The organism is Microbacterium sp. (assembly GCF_049661145.1).
In the GTDB taxonomy this organism is placed as follows: domain Bacteria; phylum Actinomycetota; class Actinomycetes; order Actinomycetales; family Microbacteriaceae; genus Microbacterium.
Genome location: NZ_JBASZT010000013.1, coordinates 1 through 19,136, shown reverse-complemented (window position 1 = coordinate 19,136; position 19,136 = coordinate 1). Strand labels below are relative to the sequence as shown.

17 protein-coding genes, 1 tRNA gene and 1 pseudogene are annotated in these 19,136 nt (G+C 67.8%); 9 read left to right on the top strand and 10 right to left on the bottom strand.

The window, feature by feature from the left end:
• The first annotated feature begins 615 nt into the window (after positions 1–615).
• Positions 616–2,580 (top strand): acetate--CoA ligase, encoded by a 1,965-nt coding sequence (acs, locus tag WBP48_RS00705; protein WP_424434576.1) that lies wholly within the window; start codon positions 616–618, stop codon positions 2,578–2,580.
• 6 nt (positions 2,581–2,586) lie between these two features.
• Here the strand turns inward: acs and WBP48_RS00700 are convergent, their stop codons facing one another.
• The gene (locus WBP48_RS00700; RefSeq protein WP_424434573.1) at positions 2,587–3,054 is read right to left on the bottom strand and encodes a RidA family protein; all 468 of its coding nucleotides are present in this window, start codon (positions 3,052–3,054) and stop codon (positions 2,587–2,589) included.
• Between the two features lie 2 nt (positions 3,055–3,056).
• Entirely contained in the window at positions 3,057–3,275 is a 219-nt protein-coding gene (locus tag WBP48_RS00695) for a hypothetical protein (protein WP_424434570.1), read from the bottom strand.
• Positions 3,276–3,374: 99 nt separating this feature from the next.
• On the opposite strand from WBP48_RS00695, the gene WBP48_RS00690 reads away from it, so the two are divergent.
• The 3 genes from WBP48_RS00690 (at position 3,375) to WBP48_RS00680 (ending at position 7,009) form a co-directional block, all read left to right on the top strand.
• Positions 3,375–5,948 (top strand): transglycosylase domain-containing protein, encoded by a 2,574-nt coding sequence (locus tag WBP48_RS00690; protein WP_424434567.1) that lies wholly within the window; start codon positions 3,375–3,377, stop codon positions 5,946–5,948.
• Entirely contained in the window at positions 5,945–6,919 is a 975-nt protein-coding gene (locus WBP48_RS00685; RefSeq protein WP_424434564.1) for a metallophosphoesterase, read from the top strand. Before WBP48_RS00690 ends, WBP48_RS00685 begins: the two co-directional genes overlap by 4 nt.
• Positions 6,920–6,935: 16 nt before the next feature.
• Positions 6,936–7,009 (top strand) — tRNA-Pro (locus WBP48_RS00680).
• 84 nt (positions 7,010–7,093) lie between these two features.
• Here the strand turns inward: WBP48_RS00680 and WBP48_RS00675 are convergent.
• The gene (locus WBP48_RS00675; protein WP_424434561.1) at positions 7,094–8,086 is read right to left on the bottom strand and encodes a helix-turn-helix transcriptional regulator; all 993 of its coding nucleotides are present in this window, start codon (positions 8,084–8,086) and stop codon (positions 7,094–7,096) included.
• Between the two features lie 104 nt (positions 8,087–8,190).
• On the opposite strand from WBP48_RS00675, the gene WBP48_RS00670 reads away from it, so the two are divergent.
• Positions 8,191–9,408 carry an epoxide hydrolase family protein gene (locus tag WBP48_RS00670; RefSeq protein ID WP_424434558.1) on the top strand — a complete coding sequence of 406 codons (1,218 nt, stop codon included), beginning with the start codon at positions 8,191–8,193 and terminating at the stop codon, positions 9,406–9,408.
• Between the two features lie 162 nt (positions 9,409–9,570).
• Entirely contained in the window at positions 9,571–10,335 is a 765-nt protein-coding gene (locus WBP48_RS00665) for an HAD-IIB family hydrolase (protein WP_424434555.1), read from the top strand.
• Between the two features lie 128 nt (positions 10,336–10,463).
• On the opposite strand, the gene WBP48_RS00660 is transcribed toward WBP48_RS00665, so the two are convergent.
• From WBP48_RS00660 to WBP48_RS00640, 5 genes are all read right to left on the bottom strand, one after another.
• Positions 10,464–11,723, bottom strand: a complete 1,260-nt coding sequence (locus WBP48_RS00660) for an alpha-hydroxy acid oxidase (protein WP_424434552.1) — start codon at positions 11,721–11,723, stop codon at positions 10,464–10,466.
• Between the two features lie 14 nt (positions 11,724–11,737).
• A complete protein-coding gene (locus WBP48_RS00655; RefSeq protein WP_424434549.1) occupies positions 11,738–12,460 on the bottom strand; it encodes a FadR/GntR family transcriptional regulator in 723 nt (240 codons plus the stop codon).
• A gap of 297 nt (positions 12,461–12,757) precedes the next feature.
• A complete protein-coding gene (locus WBP48_RS00650; RefSeq protein WP_424434546.1) occupies positions 12,758–13,357 on the bottom strand; it encodes a thymidine kinase in 600 nt (199 codons plus the stop codon).
• 70 nt (positions 13,358–13,427) lie between these two features.
• Positions 13,428–14,900: a malate:quinone oxidoreductase gene (locus WBP48_RS00645; RefSeq protein WP_424434543.1), complete on the bottom strand. Its 1,473-nt coding sequence runs from the start codon at positions 14,898–14,900 to the stop codon at positions 13,428–13,430.
• Positions 14,901–15,018: 118 nt separating this feature from the next.
• Positions 15,019–16,101 carry an aspartate-semialdehyde dehydrogenase gene (locus tag WBP48_RS00640; RefSeq protein ID WP_424434540.1) on the bottom strand — a complete coding sequence of 361 codons (1,083 nt, stop codon included), beginning with the start codon at positions 16,099–16,101 and terminating at the stop codon, positions 15,019–15,021.
• A 121-nt stretch (positions 16,102–16,222) separates the two neighbouring features.
• On the opposite strand from WBP48_RS00640, the pseudogene WBP48_RS00635 reads away from it, so the two are divergent.
• Positions 16,223–16,441, top strand: a pseudogene (locus WBP48_RS00635) (hypothetical protein); the annotation flags it as partial.
• A 31-nt stretch (positions 16,442–16,472) separates the two neighbouring features.
• The gene (locus tag WBP48_RS00630) at positions 16,473–16,766 is read left to right on the top strand and encodes an aldo/keto reductase (RefSeq protein WP_424434537.1); all 294 of its coding nucleotides are present in this window, start codon (positions 16,473–16,475) and stop codon (positions 16,764–16,766) included.
• A gap of 25 nt (positions 16,767–16,791) precedes the next feature.
• Here WBP48_RS00630 and WBP48_RS00625 read toward each other — a convergent pair whose 3' ends face one another.
• Entirely contained in the window at positions 16,792–18,093 is a 1,302-nt protein-coding gene (locus tag WBP48_RS00625; protein ID WP_424434579.1) for an aspartate kinase, read from the bottom strand.
• 164 nt (positions 18,094–18,257) lie between these two features.
• Between WBP48_RS00625 and WBP48_RS00620 the strand changes: the two genes are divergently transcribed.
• Positions 18,258–18,746, top strand: coding sequence for a hypothetical protein (locus tag WBP48_RS00620; protein WP_424434534.1), 489 nt, complete (start codon positions 18,258–18,260; stop codon positions 18,744–18,746).
• Between the two features lie 47 nt (positions 18,747–18,793).
• On the opposite strand, the gene WBP48_RS00615 is transcribed toward WBP48_RS00620, so the two are convergent.
• Positions 18,794–19,136, bottom strand: a 343-nt coding sequence (locus WBP48_RS00615; protein WP_424434531.1) for a DUF3349 domain-containing protein, incomplete at its 5' end; no start/stop codon positions are given.

Below are 19,136 nucleotides of genomic sequence, written 5' to 3'. Positions count from 1 at the left end.
TCGCGACACCGCGGCGGCCGTGGGCGCACCGGCTGGAGCAGGCACCGCGGTGCCCCGCCGCACCGATTCCGGTGACGCGAGCGGCGCCGGCGATGAGGCGACCCGGCGACGGACCACGAAAGGCTGGGACATGTCCCGAAGCTATGCCGCCACAGACAGCGGCGGGGAGCGGAGGAGCCGATCGGTGGACAGTTCGACGAAATCGCCTGCTGGGGAGAGGGCGATGGCGCGATCGGCCAGGAGCACAGAGCCAGGAGCGCGGGAAAAAGATGAGGGGGGCGGCATCCCACTGGGGGAAAGCGGGATGCCGCCACGCGATGTCCCGGGACGGGGGTGATCGGGACACGCGACGCCAGAATCGATGTTCGGCCGCGACCGAGCATACGCACCGGGACGGTGGTACTCCAGTTGTTGGGGCGTGTCGCGAGCGATATATCGGCTGTGGCAGTCAAGTCGCTTTTCGTGGTGTAGCCGTTGTTCCTCCGGATGGCGGGTCTGGAAGGACGTGGCGATCCCCTACTATCGGCGGTAGTGCCGAGGGGGGCGATCTCGCTAGGTTTCCTGCATCGTCGGGTACTGTGTCCCGGCCCTCGTCCGCCGCAAAGGAGCGCGCACATGAGCAGCCAGATCGACCACCTGCTGAACGAGACCAGGCGCTTCGCGCCGTCGCCGGAATTCGCGGCCGAAGCCGTCGCCACGGTTGCGCTGTACGAACAGGCGGATGCCGATCGGGAGGCGTTCTGGGCGGAACAGGCCCGAGAGCTCCACTGGCACACCCCGTTCACGCAGGTGCTGGACTGGTCGAACCCGCCGTTCGCGCAGTGGTTCGCCGACGGCGAGCTCAATGTCGCCTACAACTGCCTCGATCGCCACGTCGAGGCAGGGCGCGGCGACCGTGTCGCGTTGCTCTGGGAGGGTGAGCCCGGCGACTCGCGCCGCATCACCTACGCGGAGCTCACCGACGAAGTGAAGCGCCTCGCGAACGTACTGACCGACCTCGGCATCGGCCACGGCGACCGTGTCGCCATCTACATGCCGATGATCCCCGAGGCGATCGCCGCGATGCTCGCCGTCGCGCGGCTCGGCGCGATCCACTCCGTCATCTTCGGCGGGTTCTCGGCCGACAGTCTGCGCTCCCGCATCGACGACGCCGGGGCGCGGCTGGTCATCACTGCAGACGGCGGCTACCGCAAGGGCCGCGTCTCACCACTCAAGCCCGCCGTCGACCAGGCGCTCGGCGACCGCGGAAACGGTCCGCAGGAGACCGTGGAGCACGTGCTCGTGGTGAAGCGGACCGGTAATGACGTCGGCTGGAACGAGGATCGCGACATCTGGTGGCACGACGTCGTGCCCTCGGCATCCGCCGATCACGAAGCACTGCCTTTTCCCGCCGAGAACCCGCTGTTCATCCTGTACACCTCGGGCACGACGGGTAAGCCGAAGGGCATTCTGCACACGTCGGGCGGCTACCTCACCCAGGCGGCGTTCACGAATCGTGTCGTGCACGACCTGCATCCCGAGACAGACGTGTTCTGGTGCACGGCCGACATCGGCTGGATCACCGGGCACTCCTACGTGACGTACGGACCGCTCGCCAACGGAGCGACGCAGGTGCTCTACGAAGGGACACCGGACTCCCCGCATCCGGGGCGCTGGTGGGAGATCGTGGAGAAGTACGGCGTGACGATCCTCTACACCGCGCCCACCGCGATCCGCTCGTTCATGAAGCTCGGCCGCGCCATCCCGAAGCAGTTCGACCTCAGTTCGCTGCGGCTGCTCGGCTCGGTGGGCGAGCCCATCAACCCCGAGGCGTGGATGTGGTATCACAAGATCATCGGCGGCAAGACCGCGCCGATCGTCGACACGTGGTGGCAGACCGAGACCGGCGCGATCATGGTGTCGGCGTTGCCGGGAGTCACCGAGACCAAGCCCGGTAGCGCCCAGGTGCCGCTGCCGGGCATCTCGATCGACGTCGTCGATGACGACGGCAACCACGTCGGCAACGGCAACGGCGGACTACTCGTGATCACGAAGCCCTGGCCGTCGATGCTGCGCGGCATCTGGGGCGACCCGGAGCGATTCGTGGAGACCTACTGGGAGAAGTTCCAGAAGCAGGGCTATTACTTCGCGGGCGATGGAGCACGCCTGGACGAGGACGGCGACGTCTGGTTCCTCGGCAGGGTCGACGACGTGATGAACGTGTCGGGCCACCGCCTGTCGACGACCGAGATCGAGTCCGCGCTCGTGGGCAACGAGGCCGTCGCCGAGGCCGCCGTCGTCGGCGCGTCGGACGAGACCACCGGCCAGGCCGTCGTGGCGTTCGCCATCATCAAGCAGAGCTACCTCGACGCCCACTCCCCCGAGGGTCTCGCCGACACGCTGCGACGCTGGGTCGGCGAGCAGATCGGACCGATCGCGCGCCCGCGCGACGTGTACATCGTGGGCGAGCTGCCCAAGACCCGCTCCGGCAAGATCATGCGGCGCCTGCTACGCGACGTCGCAGAGGGTCGCGAAGTCGGCGACACGACGACGCTCGCCGACACGATGGTCATGAGCGTCATCAGCGCGCAGGTGAAGTAGCGGCGGTCAGGCGAAGCTGAAGACGACCTCGACCTCGACGGGCGAGTCCAGCGGCAGCACGGGCACGCCGACGGCGGAGCGCGCGTGACGGCCGGCGTCGCCGAAGATCTCGCCGAGCACTTCGCTCGCGCCGTTGATGACACCCGGCTGACCGGTGAACTCGGGCACCGAGGCGACGAAGCCGGTGACTTTGACGACGCCGGTCAGCCGCTCCAGATCGCCGACGGCGGCTGCCGCCGCGGCGAGGGCGTTGAGGGCGCTCTGTCGCGCGTAGTCCTTGGCGTCGGATGCCGGGACCAGCTCGTGCCCTTCGCCGACCTTGCCGGTCGCGGGCAGCGCGCCGGACACCATCGGCAGCTGGCCGGAGGTGTAGACGAGGTCGCCGTGGACGACGGCGGGCACATAGGCGGCGACCGGCGGCACGACGGGCGGCAGCTCGATCCCGAGCTCGGCGAGGCGGGCGGCGATCGTCATGCTCACGCCTCCTCGAACTGCTTGGCGGCCTGAGCCGCGGCATCCAAGCCCGCGTTCTGCGCGGCGGCGGTCGAGGCGGGCCGTTTGAGATACGCCACGAGGCCGCCTTCGGGACCCGGTACGACCTGCACGAGCTCCCACCCTTGCTTTCCCCAGTTGTTGAGGATGGCGGCCGTGTTGTGGATCAGCAGCGGCGTGGTGAGGTACTCCCACGTGGTCATACGGGTCTCCAGATCGGGGGTCGCGGATCGAGCTCGGATGCGGGGATGGGCCCTGACCTACCAAGGGTTCGCCCAGGGTTGTCCCCTAGCATCGAGCCTATGCCCCAACTCAAACGGACGGCCACCGGTGTGCTCGGTGGCCTGGCGGGTCTGGTCGGACTGAGCGCTATCGCCGGCATTCTCGTGACCGCGACCGTGACCCCCGCGATCGCCGTATCCGGTTACGCCGCCAGCAGCGCGCTGGAGACGTTCGAGAACATGCCGAGCTTCCTGCAGATCGATCCGCTGATGCTTCCGACGGAGATCTACCGCAAGGACAGCGCGGGCAACGATGTCCTGATGGCCGAGTTCTATGACCAGAACCGCATCCCGGTCACCTTCGACCAGGTGAACCCGGTGATGTATGACGCGATCATCTCCAGCGAGGACAAGAACTTCTACACCCATGGTGGCGTCGACTTCGTCGGTACGGTCAGCGCCCTCGTCGGCAATGCCTCGAGCGGCTCGAACCGCGGTGGTTCGTCGATCACCCAACAGTATGTGAAGAACGTGCTGCAGCAGAACTGCGAGTCGGAGGCCAACGGCGATCAGGACAAGGTCAAGGCCTGCTATACGGCAACGACCGTGAACACGGGCTCCGAGGGCTACCAGCGCAAGCTGCAGGAGATGCGGTACGCGATCCAGCTCGAGAAGCAATCCTCGAAGGAGGAGATCCTCCTCGGCTACCTCAACATCACGAACTTCGGCGGCACGGTCTACGGCATCGGCGCCGCGGCGGAGCACTACTTCGGCGTGTCGGCGGCGGACCTGACGATCGCGCAGGCGGCGGCGATCGCCGGCATGGTGCAGGTGCCCAATACTTATCGGATCGACAAGCCCGAGGGCACCACGACCGACAAGGCCGGCAATGCCGTCAACAGCGAGGCCGACGGATACTCCCTGACTCTCAATCGACGCAACTATGTCCTCGCGCGCATGCTCGACGACGGCAGGATCTCGCAGGCGGAATACGATGAGGCGTACGCGACGCCGATCACGCCGAACATCGTCAACCGCGACCAGGGTTGCAAGATGGCTGCCGGCGCCGAGTTCTTCTGCGAGTACGTCGTGTCCATCATCAAGTCCGACGCGGCCTTCGGAGACAGTACCGACGAACGCGCCGCCAACCTCCGCCGCGGGGGTCTGAAGGTCTACACCACGCTCGATGCCGACCTGCAGCAGACGGCGCTGGATGCGATGGCTGTCGTCCCCGGCAGCGTTCCCTATATGAACCTCGGTTCGTCGGCCGTGCAGGTAGAGGTGGGCACTGGTCGCGTCCTGTCCATGGTCCAGAACCGTCCGTACGCCGTCGAAGCCGACGGGGTGACCACGACCTCGGTCAACTACAACACCCGCGGCAACGGCAGCATCGGTCACCCGGCGGGCTCGACCTACAAGCTTTTCAGCCTGTTGAACTGGCTGAATCAAGGCAAGTCCGTCAACGAGGTCATCAACGGACGAGTCGGAGTCAAGAACGTCCAGACCTGCGACGGCGCGACCCAGAAGACCTTCGCTGACAACTCCGGCCAGCCGAATCACATCGGAAACTTCGAGAACAATTCCGGCTACAGCGGCACGGTCTACAACTTCACGCGCGACTCTCTGAACTCGGGCTTCCTTGCGATGGCGGAGAAGATCTCGGTGTGTTCGACGAACCAGACCGCCATGAACATGGGCGTGACGCGCGGTGACGGCACGGCCCTGGATCAGGACAATCAGCCCTACGACGTGCTCGGTTCGCAGGCCGTGGCGCCGCTCGACATGGCTGAGGCCTACGCCGCCGTCGCAGGGAAGGGTGTCCTGTGTCAGCCGAAGTCGATCGACAGAGCGTTGGATGCCCAGGGCAACGACATCACGCCTCAGCCGACGTGCGAGCCCCGGCTCACCGAAGCCGTTGCCGCGACCGCTGCCTACGCTCTTGTCGGTGTGATGAGCGGCACCGGGGTCGGCGCGCGAATCGGCGACGGCACGCCGGTGTTGGGCAAGACCGGTATCCATCAGTACGAGCACACCTGGATGGATGGCGCGTCGACGAAGGTCGCCACAGTCGTCTGGGTCGGCAACGTCGACGGGTTCGCGAAGCTCAACGAGCACCGCGAGAGCGGTTGGCAGCTCTCCCGCATCCGCAACGCGATCTGGCCCAAGATGCAGGGTGCGGCCAATGACAAGTTCGGCGGCGATGCCTTCCCGACGCCGGATTCCGGGCTGACCAAGCAGGTCCTCACCGATCTGCCCTCGGTCATCGGCATGTCGGTCGATCGGGCGACTCAGACGTTGGAGGCCGCAGGCTTCGGGGTGACGGTCGGTGACGCAGTCGACAGTGTCGAGAGCGCAGGGACCATCGTCCAGCAGGACCCCGGCGCCGGAAAGGTCTCGGGCGGTACCACCGTCACGATCCGGCCGAGCAATGGGCAGGGGGTCGCAGTTCCCGCCGTCAGCGGTAAGCCCCGCGACGCCGCAGCCGCGTTGGCCCGGGCCGGATTCGGGTCCGTCGACGCCGCGTGCACGCAGCGGGACGACGCCCCGAGGGACGGCACCGTCACGGGAACCAACCCGCCGGCCGGAACGATGGTCAGCCGCAATACGGCGATCACGATCCAGTACCAGGCGGAGTCCTGCGGCGGACAGCAGTGACCTCGGGCAGAACCGTCGCCGCCGTCACCGCCTCGGCGGCGATGGTCGCCGCGGGCGCCGCAGTGTGGGGTACCTGTATCGAACGCTTCCTGTTCACGGTGCGACGCCATGATCTCGCGATCCTGCCGGCGGGCGCCCCGACGTTGACCGTGCTGCATCTCTCCGATGCGCACATGGCCCCGTGGCAGCACCGCAAGCAGAAGTGGATTGCGCGGATCGCGGAGCAGACGCAGCCCGACCTCGTCGTCAACACCGGAGACAACCTCGGGCACGAGGAGGGACTCGTCGGCATCCGCACGGCCTTCGCGCCGTTGCGCGGCGTGCCCGGACTGTTCGTGCACGGATCGAACGACTCCGTAGGACCGTCGGCACGCAACCCGCTGCGCTACTTCGAAGGCCCCTCGCAGCGCTCGCATGCTCAGCAGTCCCTCGACACGGCCGCGATGGACGCCTACTTCATCGACGAGCTGGGATGGACCGACCTCGACAACACGGCCAAGGCTCTCGAGGTGTCCGGCATCCGCATCGAGGCCTTCGGCGTGGCCGACGCGCACCGCGACGACGACGACCTCGCCGCGCTCCCGGCCGCCATCACGGCCGTGCGCCGTCCACGGCCCTTCCGCGCTGCTCCCCCCGCGGCCCTCAGGTTGGGCGTGACGCACGCGCCGTACCGCCGGGTGCTGGACCGCTTCGCCGAACTGGGCGCCGATCTGATCCTTGCCGGCCACACCCACGGTGGGCAGGTCCGCATCCCCTTCTCCCGCTCCGCGCTCGTCGCCAACTGCGATATCCCCCTCGATCAGGCGCGCGGCCTCAGCACTTGGACCACCGAGGGTCGCCGCGTGCCGCTGAACGTGTCCGCGGGCCTCGGTCACTCGATCTATGCACCGGTGCGCTTCGGATGCCGACCGGAGGCGTCCTTGCTGACTCTGCGCGCCGTCGATTCGTCCGCCGTACCTATGACGGGGTAGACTCGGGGGGTTGCCACGGGGTGTGGCGCAGCTTGGTAGCGCGCTTCGTTCGGGACGAAGAGGCCGCAGGTTCAAATCCTGTCACCCCGACGTCGTGAGTAAGGGATCGTCCAGGGGGCGGTCCCTTACTCATTGAGAATCAACCCGCTTCTGCGATCGAGACGGTGATAGAGACTATCCGACGGCCGAGGGCGATGCCGCAGCAAAGCGCACGGCGCACGCGCGCAGCACCTCGGTCAGTTCCGGGGAGTCGAGCACCTCGAACGGCCAGATGAGCCATATGAGCGACATCGCGAGTACCTCTGGTCGTGCGTCTGCCATGCGCCACTCGGTTGCCTCAACACCGCCGGAGGTGAGAACCGCGCTGAACCCCGTGGCGTAGCCGCCCAGGTGTTCCTCGACCTCAGCGAGCGGAGCATATATGAGGATGGTCGCAGCATACTCGCGCTGCAAACTGTCGATCCGCTCGGCGACGAAGTGCGCGGCATCCTCACCCGGCACGGGGCGCGCAGGAAAGCGCACTCCTGTCGGCTCCGGCCGCGTGATGCGATCAATCCGAAATGTACGCCAGTCCTCGCGCTCGAGATCCCAGGCGAGCACATACCAGCGCCACCGGTGGGCGACCAGACGGACGGGCTCGACACGACGCCCCACATCCTGCTGTGATTCTGCGAGCGTGTATCGAATCCGTAGTCGCTCTCGGTCGCGGCAGGCCATTGCCAGCACCCCGAGCACAGCGGGATCCACCTTCTCAAAGCGTGGTAGAGCAACGGATGCCGCAGAGCGTACCGCTCGGGCCCGCACCGCAGCCGCCGACGGCAGCATGGATTCGATCTTCGCCAGCGCTGTCACGGCCAAGTCGCTGTCGCCGACCACCCCCGACTCGGCAGCCTCGGTCAGTGCCGCCGAGATCAGTACCGCTTCGTCGGCGGTGAACACCAGCGGAGGCACGGTGCCGTCGCCAAGCAGTCGATAGCCGCCATGCCGTCCACGCACGGCACCGACTTGGTAGCCGAGACCTCGCAGCCGCTCAATATCGCGGCGAAGGGTGCGCTCGGTGGCTCCCAGCCGTTCAGCGAGCTCGCCACCTGGCCAGAAGCGACGCGCCGTCATGAGCTCCAGCAGCCGCAGCGTGCGAGCTGTGGGATCGGTCTCGGGATCGGTCACTTCTCCATTGTCTCGCTAAACAGGACAGTATTCGACCTGATAACCGCACAGACTGTTCTGCAGCGGTTCACAGGGGACCCACCCACGATCAAGGGAGCACCATCATGGAAACCCACTCTTTCGCCATCGACGTACCGCAGGGCGACCTCGACGACCTCAACGCGCGGCTCGACGCAGCACGCTGGCCCAACGTCGTCGACCCCGATCTGACCGAGAAGGGGCTGAGCCTCACCTGGTTGCGTGAAGCGGCGCATTACTGGAGAAGCGGCTTCGACTGGCGAGCAGCCGAGGCGGGGATCAACCGTCTGCCACAGTTCACGACACAGATCGACGGCATCCGCATCCACTTCGTGCACGCCCGCTCAGCGGGTGCAGGAACACCGGTGCTGCTTGTACACGGCTGGCCCGACTCCTTTCTGCGCTACCGCGGCGTCATCCCCCTGCTCGTTGCGGCAGGGCACGATGTCATCGTTCCCTCCCTTCCGGGCTTTGCCTTCAGCGGTCAGCCCGGCGGCCCGCTGCGCCTCGCCGGCGTTGCCGAGCAGTTGCATGCCTTGGTCACCGGGCTCGGCTACGAGTGCTACGCCGTCTCGGGCGGTGACTGGGGAGCCGGCATCGCCGATCGGCTTGCGGCAACGCATCCGGATGCGATCGCCGCTTTGCACTTGACCGACGTGCCCTTCACTCGGGCATTCGAGGTGGATCGCTCAAGCGCGTCAGAAGCCGAGCAGCACTATCTCGCGAAGGCGGATGCCTGGTTCGAGCAGGCGGCCTACTTCGGGATCCAAGCCACCGAGCCAACAGCCCTCGCCACAGGTCTGAGTGACTCGCCGGTGGCGCTGCTTGCGTGGCTCGGCAGCAAGGTCCGCGACTGGAGCGCGGCCGAGCCCGAACTCGACGCGTTGCTCACCGAGGTGAGTGTGCACTGGTTCACCGGTGATGCGCGTTCGGCGCTGCGCCTCTACGCCGAGTCCATCGATACCACCGAATGGGACGGAGGCGACGGGAACGGAGGCGACGGTGGCAATGACGAATGGAGCGCGGATGCCGCAACCAACGAACAGGTCGAGTCGGCCGGCTGGGTCGCGCCTGTGTCCCAGGTTCCGACTGGCATCACACTCTTTCCAGAGGACTTCGTCACGGCGCCGAAAGAGTACGCGGAGCGCTTCTACGACCTGCGCCGCTTCTCGATCGCGCCCACTGGCGGACATTTCGGGGCCGCTGAAGCGCCCGGGTTCTTCGCCGACGAGCTCGTGTCATTGCTCGCCGAGGTGGCGTCGTCACATTCGTTTGCGCCCACAGGGCTGGCCACGGATGCCTGAAGCTCGAGTCGGTTCCGCTACGATCTTCTCTAGAAACGGTCGATCGACGACATGCTCGGAATCGTTGGAGCAGAGGTCGATCACCGACTGCAGAAGGGCTCCGCCGGAGACGATCCGGCAGGGGCCCTTCGTCGCAACAGCCGCAGATTGGAACCGCATCCGATGCCCTCACCTCGCCTGGTCGCGTTCGACCTCGACGACACCCTTGCCCCCTCCAAGAGCGCCATCGACGCCCGCATCGGCGATCTGCTGATTGCGCTGGCCGCGCGCGTCGAGGTTGCGATCATCTCCGGCGGGCAGCTGCAGCAGTTCCAGAGCCAGGTGGTGCAGCGCCTCCCCGACACGGATGCCGCGACGCGCGCCCGTTTCCACCTCATGCCGACCTGCGGCACGCAGTACTACCGGCTGAGCGACGACGGCGTCGAGACCGTGTACGCCCACGCCCTCACCGACGACGAGAAGTCCCGCGCCCTGGCCGCTGTCGAAGAGGAGGCTCGGCGCCTCGGCCTGTGGGAGGCTCAGACCTGGGGCGAGATCCTCGAGGACCGCGGCTCGCAGATCACCTTCTCCGCCCTCGGTCAGGCGGCTCCGCTGGAGGCCAAGGTCGCCTGGGACCCGACCGGCGAGAAGAAGAATGCGCTCCGTGACGCCGTGGCAGCTCGAATCCCCGACCTCGAGGTGCGCTCCGGAGGCTCCACCTCGGTCGACATCACCCACCGCGGCATCGACAAGGCCTATGGCATGCGCCAGCTCGCCGAGGTCACCGGCGTCCCGCTCGACGACATGCTGTTCGTCGGCGACCGGCTCGACGAGCACGGGAATGACTACCCCGTCCTTGCGATGGGCGTCACCTGTCAGGCCGTAGAAGGCTGGGAGGACACCGCCGCCTTCCTCGACGAGCTCATCCCGACCCTGCCCGCGCGCTGACGTCCGCTCCCGCCGCCCGCCCCGGCACGTTCCGGCACGTCCCGCGAGAGAACAACTCAAGGCCGAGAGAACGGGTGGTAACCGTTCTCTCGGCGCCCGGTTGTTCTCTCGCGGGCAGAGGCCTGGGTTCAGGCGAGAACGGGAGCGCCACCGACGCCGGCCACGGGCACCAGCCGTTGCAGCTGGGAGACGTGACGCGGCTCGAGCTCCGCGATCGACGAGACTCCCAGCAGCTGCATCGTGCGCTCGATCTCGGTACGCAGGATCGCGATCGTGCGGTCCACGCCGCGGCGGCCGCCTGCCATCAGCCCGTACAGGTAGGCGCGGCCGATGAGGGTGAACTTCGCGCCGAGCGCCATCGCGGCGACGATGTCGGCACCGTTCATGATGCCGGTGTCCACCATGATGGTCGCGTCCTTGCCGACCTCGCGCACCACGTGGGGCAGCAGGTGGAACGGGATGGGTGCGCGGTCGAGCTGGCGGCCGCCGTGGTTCGAGAGCACGATGCCGTCGACGCCGAGGTCGATCAGTCGCTTGCTGTCGGGCACGTTCTGCACGCCCTTGATGACGATCTTGCCCGGCCACAGGTCGCGGATGATCTGCAGGTCGTCGTAACCGATCGTGGGGTCCATCGCGGCGTTCAGCAGCTCGCCCACCGTACCCCCTGTGGTCGTCAGCGACGCGAACTCGAGCTTCGGGGTCGTGAGGAAGTCGATCCACCACCACGGCCGCGGGATCGCGTTGACGATCGTGCCGACGGTCAGCTGCGGCGGAATCGAGAACCCGTTGCGCTTGTCGCGCAGCCGCGCGCCGGCGACCGGCGTGTCCACGGTGAACATGAGGGTGTCGAACCCGGCCTTCGCGGCGCGCTCGACCAGGCCGTACGAGATCTCGCGCTCGCGCATGACGTACAGCTGGAACCAGTTGCGTCCGTAGGGGTTCGCCGCGCGGACGTTCTCGATCGAGGTGGTCCCCAGGGTCGAGAGAGTGAAGGGGATGCCGGCGGCACCGGCCGCCCCGGCACCCGCCACCTCGCCCTCGGTCTGCATCAGGCGCGTGAACCCCGTCGGCGCGATGCCGAACGGCAGCGCGGAGCGGCCGCCGAGGATCTCGACCGACGTGTTGACATCGGTCGCGGGACGCAGGATGTCGGGGTGGAACTCGATGTCCTCGAACGCGCGTCGGGCACGCGCCAGAGACAGCTCGCCCTCGGCTGCGCCATCGGTGTAGTCGAACGCCGCTTTCGGGGTGCGGCGCTTGGCGATCGTCCGCAGATCATCGATCGTGAGCGCCGACTCGAGGCGCCGTTTGGTGCCGTTCAGCTCGGGCTTTTTGAACTGCATGAGCTCGAGCAGTTCGGGGATCTTCGGCAGTTGGCGCTGGACCATATGGTGTTCCTTCCTCAATTCTCGGCGCGCACGGCGCTGAGCCCGGTCTGGGTGTAGTACCCGGTGATGTGCGCGTGCACGCGTTCTCGCGCGAGCAGCGGGTCGCCGGCCGCGATCGCATCGACGATGCCGTGATGTTCACGCTGCAACCGCGCCACCGTTTCGCGCCAGTCGTCGATTCCCTCCGCACCGGAGAGCACGTAGCTCTCGATCGCGGTACGCAGCCCCCCCATCGTCGAGGAGACGATCTGGTTGCCGGTGGCCTCCGCCATCCGCAGGTGGAACTGGGCGTCCAGCGCCAGGAAGTCCTCGGGGCCGATGGCGGGGTCGCCCATCGCTCGCAGGGTCGCCGCGGCGTCGGTGAGGTCGGCGTTGGCGTCACCGGCGAGGTGGGCGACCGTCCAGTCCTCCAGCAGCAGACGGGTCTCGACGACGTCCGCGATCGGAAAGCCCTGCGCGGCGACCTGCAGCCGCAGGAATTGGGCGAGCCCGCCGCTCGGGGTCGCCGTCACGATGGCGCCGGCGGTGGGACCCGATCCGGTGCCGGTGCGAATGAGTCCCATCACCTCGAGCACCCGCAGCGCCTCGCGCACGCTGGAGCGCCCGACGCCGAGCGTCGTCGCCAGTTCCCGCTCAGGGGGCAGGCGATCACCGGGACCGAGAGTGCCCGCCCGCAGGTCGCCCTCGATCTTCTCGAGCACGGTGCGCCATGCGCGCGCTGGAGTCGTGTCGCTCATCAGCCGCCTTCCGGATCCGCCGTGAGAAATCGTGGTCTGACCACAATAGCCCGCTGTGCTCCGGCCGGCAAAAACGCGACGTGCGATACCTCCCGCAATATTGCGACCATTCGCGACCCCACGACCCCAGTGAGCGATCCTGTCGGAGGATGCGGTTCCTCACGGGGTCGCAAATGGTCGGTATGGGCGCGTAGTTGCGACCACTTGCGACCCCGCGGCGCCGCGAAGGCACGCCAGCTGCTCCCGATACGCTCGATCGTGAGCTGGCGAAGCAGCATCGAGGGCATCAAGGGACCATCAGCTCAGCTGCCCGCCCGACTCGCGCAGGTAGCACTGCGCGCACATCGACTCGTAGGTGACCTTCTCATGCGACAGCTCGTCGATCGCGATCTGGTCGCCATCGAAGACGAACCGCCCGCCGACCAGCCGCGCGTTGAACAGCGCCTTGCGGCCGCACCGGCAGATGGTCTTGAGCTCCTCGAGGCTGTGGGCGAGTTCGAGCAGCCGCGCCGACCCGGGGAAAGCGCGGGTCTGGAAGTCGGTGCGGATGCCGTATGCCAGCACGGGAATGCCGTCGTCCACGACGATCCGGAGGAGGTCGTCGACCTGTGCCGGTGCGAGGAACTGCGCCTCGTCGAGGAGCAGACAGGCAACCCTTCCGATCCGGGCGGCGTGGGCTGCGACGAGTGCGCGCAGGTCGGCATCCGCTGCGATCAGGAAATCGACGGTCCGTGACACTCCGAGGCGGCTCGCGATCTGGTCGGCACCCTTCGTGTCTATCTCGGGTTTGGCCAGCAGCACGTGCTGGCCGCGCTCTTCGTAGTTGAACGCCGCCTGCAGCAGCGCCGTCGACTTGCCGGAGTTCATCGCTCCATAGCGGAAGTACAGCTTCGCCACGGGTCAGCCTTTCAGCGGCGCGCTGCGCCGCTGGGAACGAGAAAACCTGCGTCCGGGAGGCGCGTTGGCATCAGCGGCTGATCTGCAGGACGTGCGCCGTCTCCGCGAGCGCGGCCTCGGCGACCTCCGGCCGAGGGTTGAGGGTCGTGCCGTAGCTCGGGATCAGCCTCTTCAGCTCCGGCTCCCACTCCGCGATACGGTCCGGGAAGCAGGTCTTCAGAAGCCCCAGCATGATGGATGCCGCGGTCGACGCCCCCGGCGAGGCCCCCAGCAGACCCGCGATCGAGCCGTCCGCAGACGTGACCACCTCGGTGCCGAACTGCAGAACACCGCCCTTGTCGGCATCCTTCTTCATCACCTGCGCACGCTGACCGGCCTGGATCAGTTCCCAGTCCTCGTCCTTCGCGGTCGGCATGAACACGCGCAGCGAGTCGACCTTCTTGGCATGGTTTTTCAGTAGTTCGCCGACGAGGTACGAGATGAGGCTCGGATTGTCGATCGCGACCTTGATCATCGGCCACAGGTTGCCCCAGCGCACCTGCGCGACGATGTCGGTGATGCGGCCCTGCTTGAGGAACTTCGGGCTGAACGTCGCGAACGGACCGAACAACAGCGACGCCTCGCCGTCGACGACGCGGGTGTCCAGGTGCGGCACGGACATGGGTGGGGCGCCGACGGATGCCTGCGAATACACCTTCGCCTTGTGCTGCGCGACGATCGCGGGGTTGCTCGTCTTCAGGAACTGCCCGCCGATCGGAAACACGCCGTAGCCTGCGATCTCCGGGATGCGCGAGGACTGCAGCAGCTTGATCGCCCAGCCCCCCGCCCCGACGAACACGAACCGCGCGTCGATGGAGCCCGGGGTACGGCCGAGACTGCGGCGGTACAGGACCCGCCAGGTACCGTCGGGACGCCTGCGGAGCTTGCGGGCCTCGACGTTCGTGAACACCTCGACCCCCTGGCTCTTCAGATGGTCGAACAGTTGGCGCGTGAGCGCACCGAAGTCGACGTCAGTACCGGCCGGCACGCGCGTCGCCGCGAACGGTTCGCCCTTCTTGCGCTTCTGCATCAGCAGCGGCGCCCATTGATTGATGACGCGCGAGTCCTCGGAGTACTCGATGCCCGCGAACAGCGGCTGCTTCTTCAGCTCCTCGTAGCGCTTGCGGAGATAAGCGACGTCCTTCTCGCCTCGCACGAACGTCATGTGCGGCGTCGCGTTGATGAACGTCTTCGGCCCGTCGAGCACACCCTCCTCGACGAGGCTCGACCACAACTGCCGGCTCTGCTGGAACTGCTCGTTGATCGCGACCGCCTTCGCCGCATCGACGGAGCCGTCCTTGGCCTCGGGCATGTAGTTCAGCTCGCACAGCGCTGCGTGACCGGTACCGGCATTGTTCCACGCGTTGGAGGATTCCAGCGCCGTCCCGCTCAGACGCTCCAGGACGACGATCTTCCAGTCCGGCTGCAGACGGTGCAACAGGGTTCCCAGGGTGGCACTCATGATGCCACCGCCGATCAGGACGACGTCGACGGGTTCGCTCACGATGACCCAGTCTAGGCGGGGTTGTCACTGCTCTCGTGCGCTGCCTGCACCCCGGCATCCGTCAAGGTTCGCGGTTCTTGCCGTGCCGCGATCTTTCGCGACACGCCAACGCGCCGCGTCAGCGGGCCGCGACCGCCGCGACACCGAAGCGCGCGGCGACGAGCTCGGCGATCTGCACCGCGTTGAGGGCGGCGCCCTTGCGCAGATTGTCGTTCGTGACGAACAGCACGAGACCCTTGCCCTCGGGAGCCGACTGGTCGGCGCGGATGCGGCCGACGTAGCTCGGGTCGTTGCCGGCGGCCTGCAGCGGCGTCGGGACCTCTTCGAGGGTCACGCCGGGGGCGGTGGAGAGGATCTCGCGCGCCCGCTCGGGCGTGAGGTCGTCGCGGAACTCGGCGTGAATCGCCAACGAGTGGCCGGTGAAGACCGGCACGCGCACGCACGTGCCCGCGACGCGGAGGTCCGGCAGCTCCAGGATCTTGCGGCTCTCGTTTCGGAGCTTCTTCTCCTCGTCGGTCTCGTTGTCGCCGTCGTCGACGAGGTTGCCGGCGAACGGGATGACGTCGAACGCGATGGGCGCGACGTACTTCTCGGGCTGCGGGAAGTCGACGGCGGCGCCGTCGTGGACGAGGTCGAGGGTGTGGCCCTGGGCGAGCACGCCCTCGACCTGACCGAGGAGTTCCTGCGCTCCGGCCAGACCCGAGCCGGAGACCGCCTGGTAGGTGCTCACGATGAGACGCTCGAGGCCCGCGACGGCATCGAGGGGCTTGAGGACGGGCATCGCGGCCATCGTCGTGCAGTTGGGGTTCGCGATGATGCCCTTGGGAAGGTCCTCGATCGCGTGGGGGTTGACCTCGCTCACGACGAGCGGCACGTCGGCATCCATGCGCCATGCGCTGGAGTTGTCGATGACGATGGCACCGGCCTCGGCGAAGCGCGGCGCGTGGGCGCGGGAGCCGGTCGCTCCGGCGCTGAACAGCGCGATGTCGATGCCCGCGGGATCCGCCGTCGCGACATCCTCGACGATGACCGTCTCGCCGCCGAACTCGACCGCTTTTCCGGCGCTGCGCGCCGTGGCGAACAGGCGCAGTTCGCGGATCGGAAAGTCGCGCTCGGCGAGAATCTCGCGCATGACGGTCCCGACCTGGCCGGTGGCGCCGACGACGGCGACGGAGAGTCCTGAATCGGAGATGCGGGTCATGACCACAGATTCTACCCGGCCCCCTTCACCGAGCCGCTACGTTTCGACCCAGCCGCTACGAAACGACGCGTCGAAACATAGCGGCTCGGGCGGAACATAGCGGCTCGGGAATCAGCAGCGGATGCCGGGCGCTTGCCTTCGAGCGCGCTCGAAGGCCTACCGTCGGAGCATGAGCAACGAACTGATGCGCCGGGCTCTCGCCGCCGCGGAGGAACTGGACGGGCCGCTGTCGGTCGAGGTGATCCACCGGCTCGTCGACTCCGACAAGATCGAGGGCGAGTTGACGATCGCCGAGGCCGCCGACACGCTCGGTGTCTCGCCCCACACGCTGCGGTACCACGAGCGGATCGGGCTCGTGGAGGTGCCACGGGATGCCGTCGGCATCCGCGTCCGCGCTCGACACGAACCTCGCGCTCGTCGATCGCGTGCGCGCGATCGCTGCGGAAGCGGGGGCGACACCCGGCCAGGTCGCGCTGGCGTGGCTGCTGGGGCAGGGCGACGACGTCGTGCCGATCCCCGGCACGAAGCGCCGCCGCTACCTGGAGGAGAACCTCGGGGCACTGGAGGTCGCTCTGTCGGCCGAGCAGCGCGCCGCGCTCGAGGAGCTCACCCCGGTCGGCGACCGCTATCCCGACATGACCTGGGTCGCCGGCGTCTCCGCCTGACCCTGCGGGCGGGCGGATGCCGTCGTCAGCGGCCGGTGCCGGCGTAGACGACGGCGTCCGCGTCCCCGTCGAGCCCGAACGCGGTGTGCACGACGCGGGCCGCGGGAGCCAGCTCGTCGCCGCGGACCACGACGGAGATGCGGATCTCGGACGTGGAGATCATCTCGATGTTCACTCCCGCCGTCGACAGCGCCTCGAAGAGGGTCGCCGAGACACCTGAGTGGCTGCGCATGCCGGCGCCGACGACGGAGAGCTTGCCGATCTGGTCATCGTGGACGAGACTTCCGAAACCGATGGCCGCCTGCTCGGAACCGAGTGCCCGGAGGGCCGCGGCGGCATCCGATTTCGGCAGCGTGAAGGAGATGTCGGTGCGGCCGGTGGCTGCGACGGACACGTTCTGCACGATCATGTCGACGTTCGCGCCGCTCTTCGCCACGACCGTGAAGATCTCCGCGGCCTTCCCCGGGACGTCGGGGACCCCGATCAGGGTGATCTTCGCCTGGCTGAGGTCAGTGGCGACCCCGGCGACGATGGGCTCTTCCATGGTGGACTCCTCCGAACTGGGCAGTGCGATACCGGCCGGCACCGACATGCCGGGCGCGAGGACGAACGTCCCCGGGCCCGAACTGAACGTGGATCGGGCGTTGATGACGACGCCGTGCCGGCGGGCGTACTCGACGGCCCGGATGTACAGGACCTTGGCGCCGTTCGCGGCGAGCTCGAGCATCTCCTCGGCGGAGATCACGTCGAGCTTGCGCGCCCTCGGGATCACGCGCGGGTCGGCGGTGAAGATCCCGTCGACATCGCTGTAGATCTCGCACACGTCGGCATCCAGCGCCGCAGCGAGCGCGACGGCGGTCGTGTCCGAACCGCCGCGGCCGAGGGTCGTGATGTCGCGGGTGTCCCGGTTGAACCCCTGGAAGCCGGCCACGATGACGATCGCGCCCTCGTCGAGCGCCTCGCGCAGCCGCACCGGCGTCACGTCGACGATCCGGGCGGCGCCGTGCGTCGCGTCGGTGATCATGCCGGCCTGGCTACCGGTGAACGACCGGGCCTCGAAGCCCATCGAGTGGATCGCCATGGCCAGTAGCGCCATCGAGATCCGCTCCCCCGAGCTCAGCAGCATGTCGAGCTCGCGCGGGGCGGAGATCGGGGCGACCTGGTGGGCGAGGTCGAGCAGCTCGTCGGTCGTGTCCCCCATCGCGGACACGGCGACGACGACGTCGTGACCGGCGCGGCGGGTATCGACGATTCGTTTGGCGACGCGCTTGATGCTCGCGGCGTCGGCGACGGAGGACCCGCCGTACTTCTGGACGATCAGCGCCACGTGTGGAACTCCCCGGGGACATTCGGCCTCGCGCGACCGCAGCAGGCGGAACGTGGATGCCGGCGGGCGCAAGGATGCCGCGCCCACCGCACTATTGTAGGGAGCCCGGCACACGCGCCCCGACATGTTGCACCGGTGCGGGACGCACCCGCTACGATCCGAGCATGGACGCGCTCGAGAGTTGGCATGAGTTCGACGTGGCGATGCTGGGAGCGGCGGCGGCCCTCGCTGGCCTCGTGATCGTCGCCGCGAGCGTGAACATCGAGGTCATCATCAAGGCCGCCTCGCTGACCTCGCGTCTTGCCTCGGCGATCGCCGGTCTCGTACTCGCGATCGTCGTGTGCGCCGTGGGACTGATACCCGATCTGGAGCCGGCGGCCTTCGGGTGGCTCGTGCTCGTTGGTGGCGTGATCATCGCGGGGTTCGGCGTCGACGCGACCGTGCGGATCTACCAGAACAAGCACCCCGCGAACCGGCAGCGACCCGTCAAGTCCGCGGTCGCCTTCCTCGCACCGGTCAGCTACATCGTGGGCGGCATACTGCTCATCGCCGGCGACCCGGCGGGTCTGCTGTGGCTTGCCATCGGCGCCATCACGGCGATCATCGCGGCACTGTTCGCATCGTGGATCGCCCTCGTCGAAGTGCTGCGCTGACGGCGGTCTCGCACAGCCGGGGCGAGAGTTGCGAGGAACCCCGTACGTCAGTCGAGCGCGAGCCCGACGGCCGCGAGCCGCTCCTCGACGCGCCGCAGGTCGTCGTCGGAGGGAAGGTCATCGAGTACTTTGCTCGCCAGCACGCGTGCATCGACCCGCGAAACCTCGCCGTTGACGGCACCCTGTGCGATGAGCTGGTCGGCGATGTGGCCTACCTCCTCATCGCTGAGGCGCCGCCGCAGCACCGCGAGCACGGGCACATAGTCGGCGGCCGGAATGCCTTCGGGGTATCCGCGACGGAGCCACGCGAGTACCCGCTCGATGAGGCCGGGGCCGCCGGCACCCTGCGCGGGCGGTTCGTGCTGCGTCGGCGCGGCCTCGGTCCAGCGC

Coding starts and splice junctions, on each gene's coding strand:
- WBP48_RS00700 (WP_424434573.1), bottom strand. CDS start 3,054: ATGACGATCGCCGCCCGCCTCGCCGAGCTCGGGATCGAGCTGCCGCCC.
- acs (WP_424434576.1), top strand. CDS start 616: ATGAGCAGCCAGATCGACCACCTGCTGAACGAGACCAGGCGCTTCGCG.
- WBP48_RS00630 (WP_424434537.1), top strand. CDS start 16,473: ATGCCGTCGGCATCCGCGTCCGCGCTCGACACGAACCTCGCGCTCGTC.
- WBP48_RS00660 (WP_424434552.1), bottom strand. CDS start 11,723: ATGGTCCAGCGCCAACTGCCGAAGATCCCCGAACTGCTCGAGCTCATG.
- WBP48_RS00620 (WP_424434534.1), top strand. CDS start 18,258: ATGGACGCGCTCGAGAGTTGGCATGAGTTCGACGTGGCGATGCTGGGA.
- WBP48_RS00640 (WP_424434540.1), bottom strand. CDS start 16,101: ATGACCCGCATCTCCGATTCAGGACTCTCCGTCGCCGTCGTCGGCGCC.
- WBP48_RS00655 (WP_424434549.1), bottom strand. CDS start 12,460: ATGAGCGACACGACTCCAGCGCGCGCATGGCGCACCGTGCTCGAGAAG.
- WBP48_RS00695 (WP_424434570.1), bottom strand. CDS start 3,275: ATGACCACGTGGGAGTACCTCACCACGCCGCTGCTGATCCACAACACG.
- WBP48_RS00690 (WP_424434567.1), top strand. CDS start 3,375: ATGCCCCAACTCAAACGGACGGCCACCGGTGTGCTCGGTGGCCTGGCG.
- WBP48_RS00665 (WP_424434555.1), top strand. CDS start 9,571: ATGCCCTCACCTCGCCTGGTCGCGTTCGACCTCGACGACACCCTTGCC.
- WBP48_RS00670 (WP_424434558.1), top strand. CDS start 8,191: ATGGAAACCCACTCTTTCGCCATCGACGTACCGCAGGGCGACCTCGAC.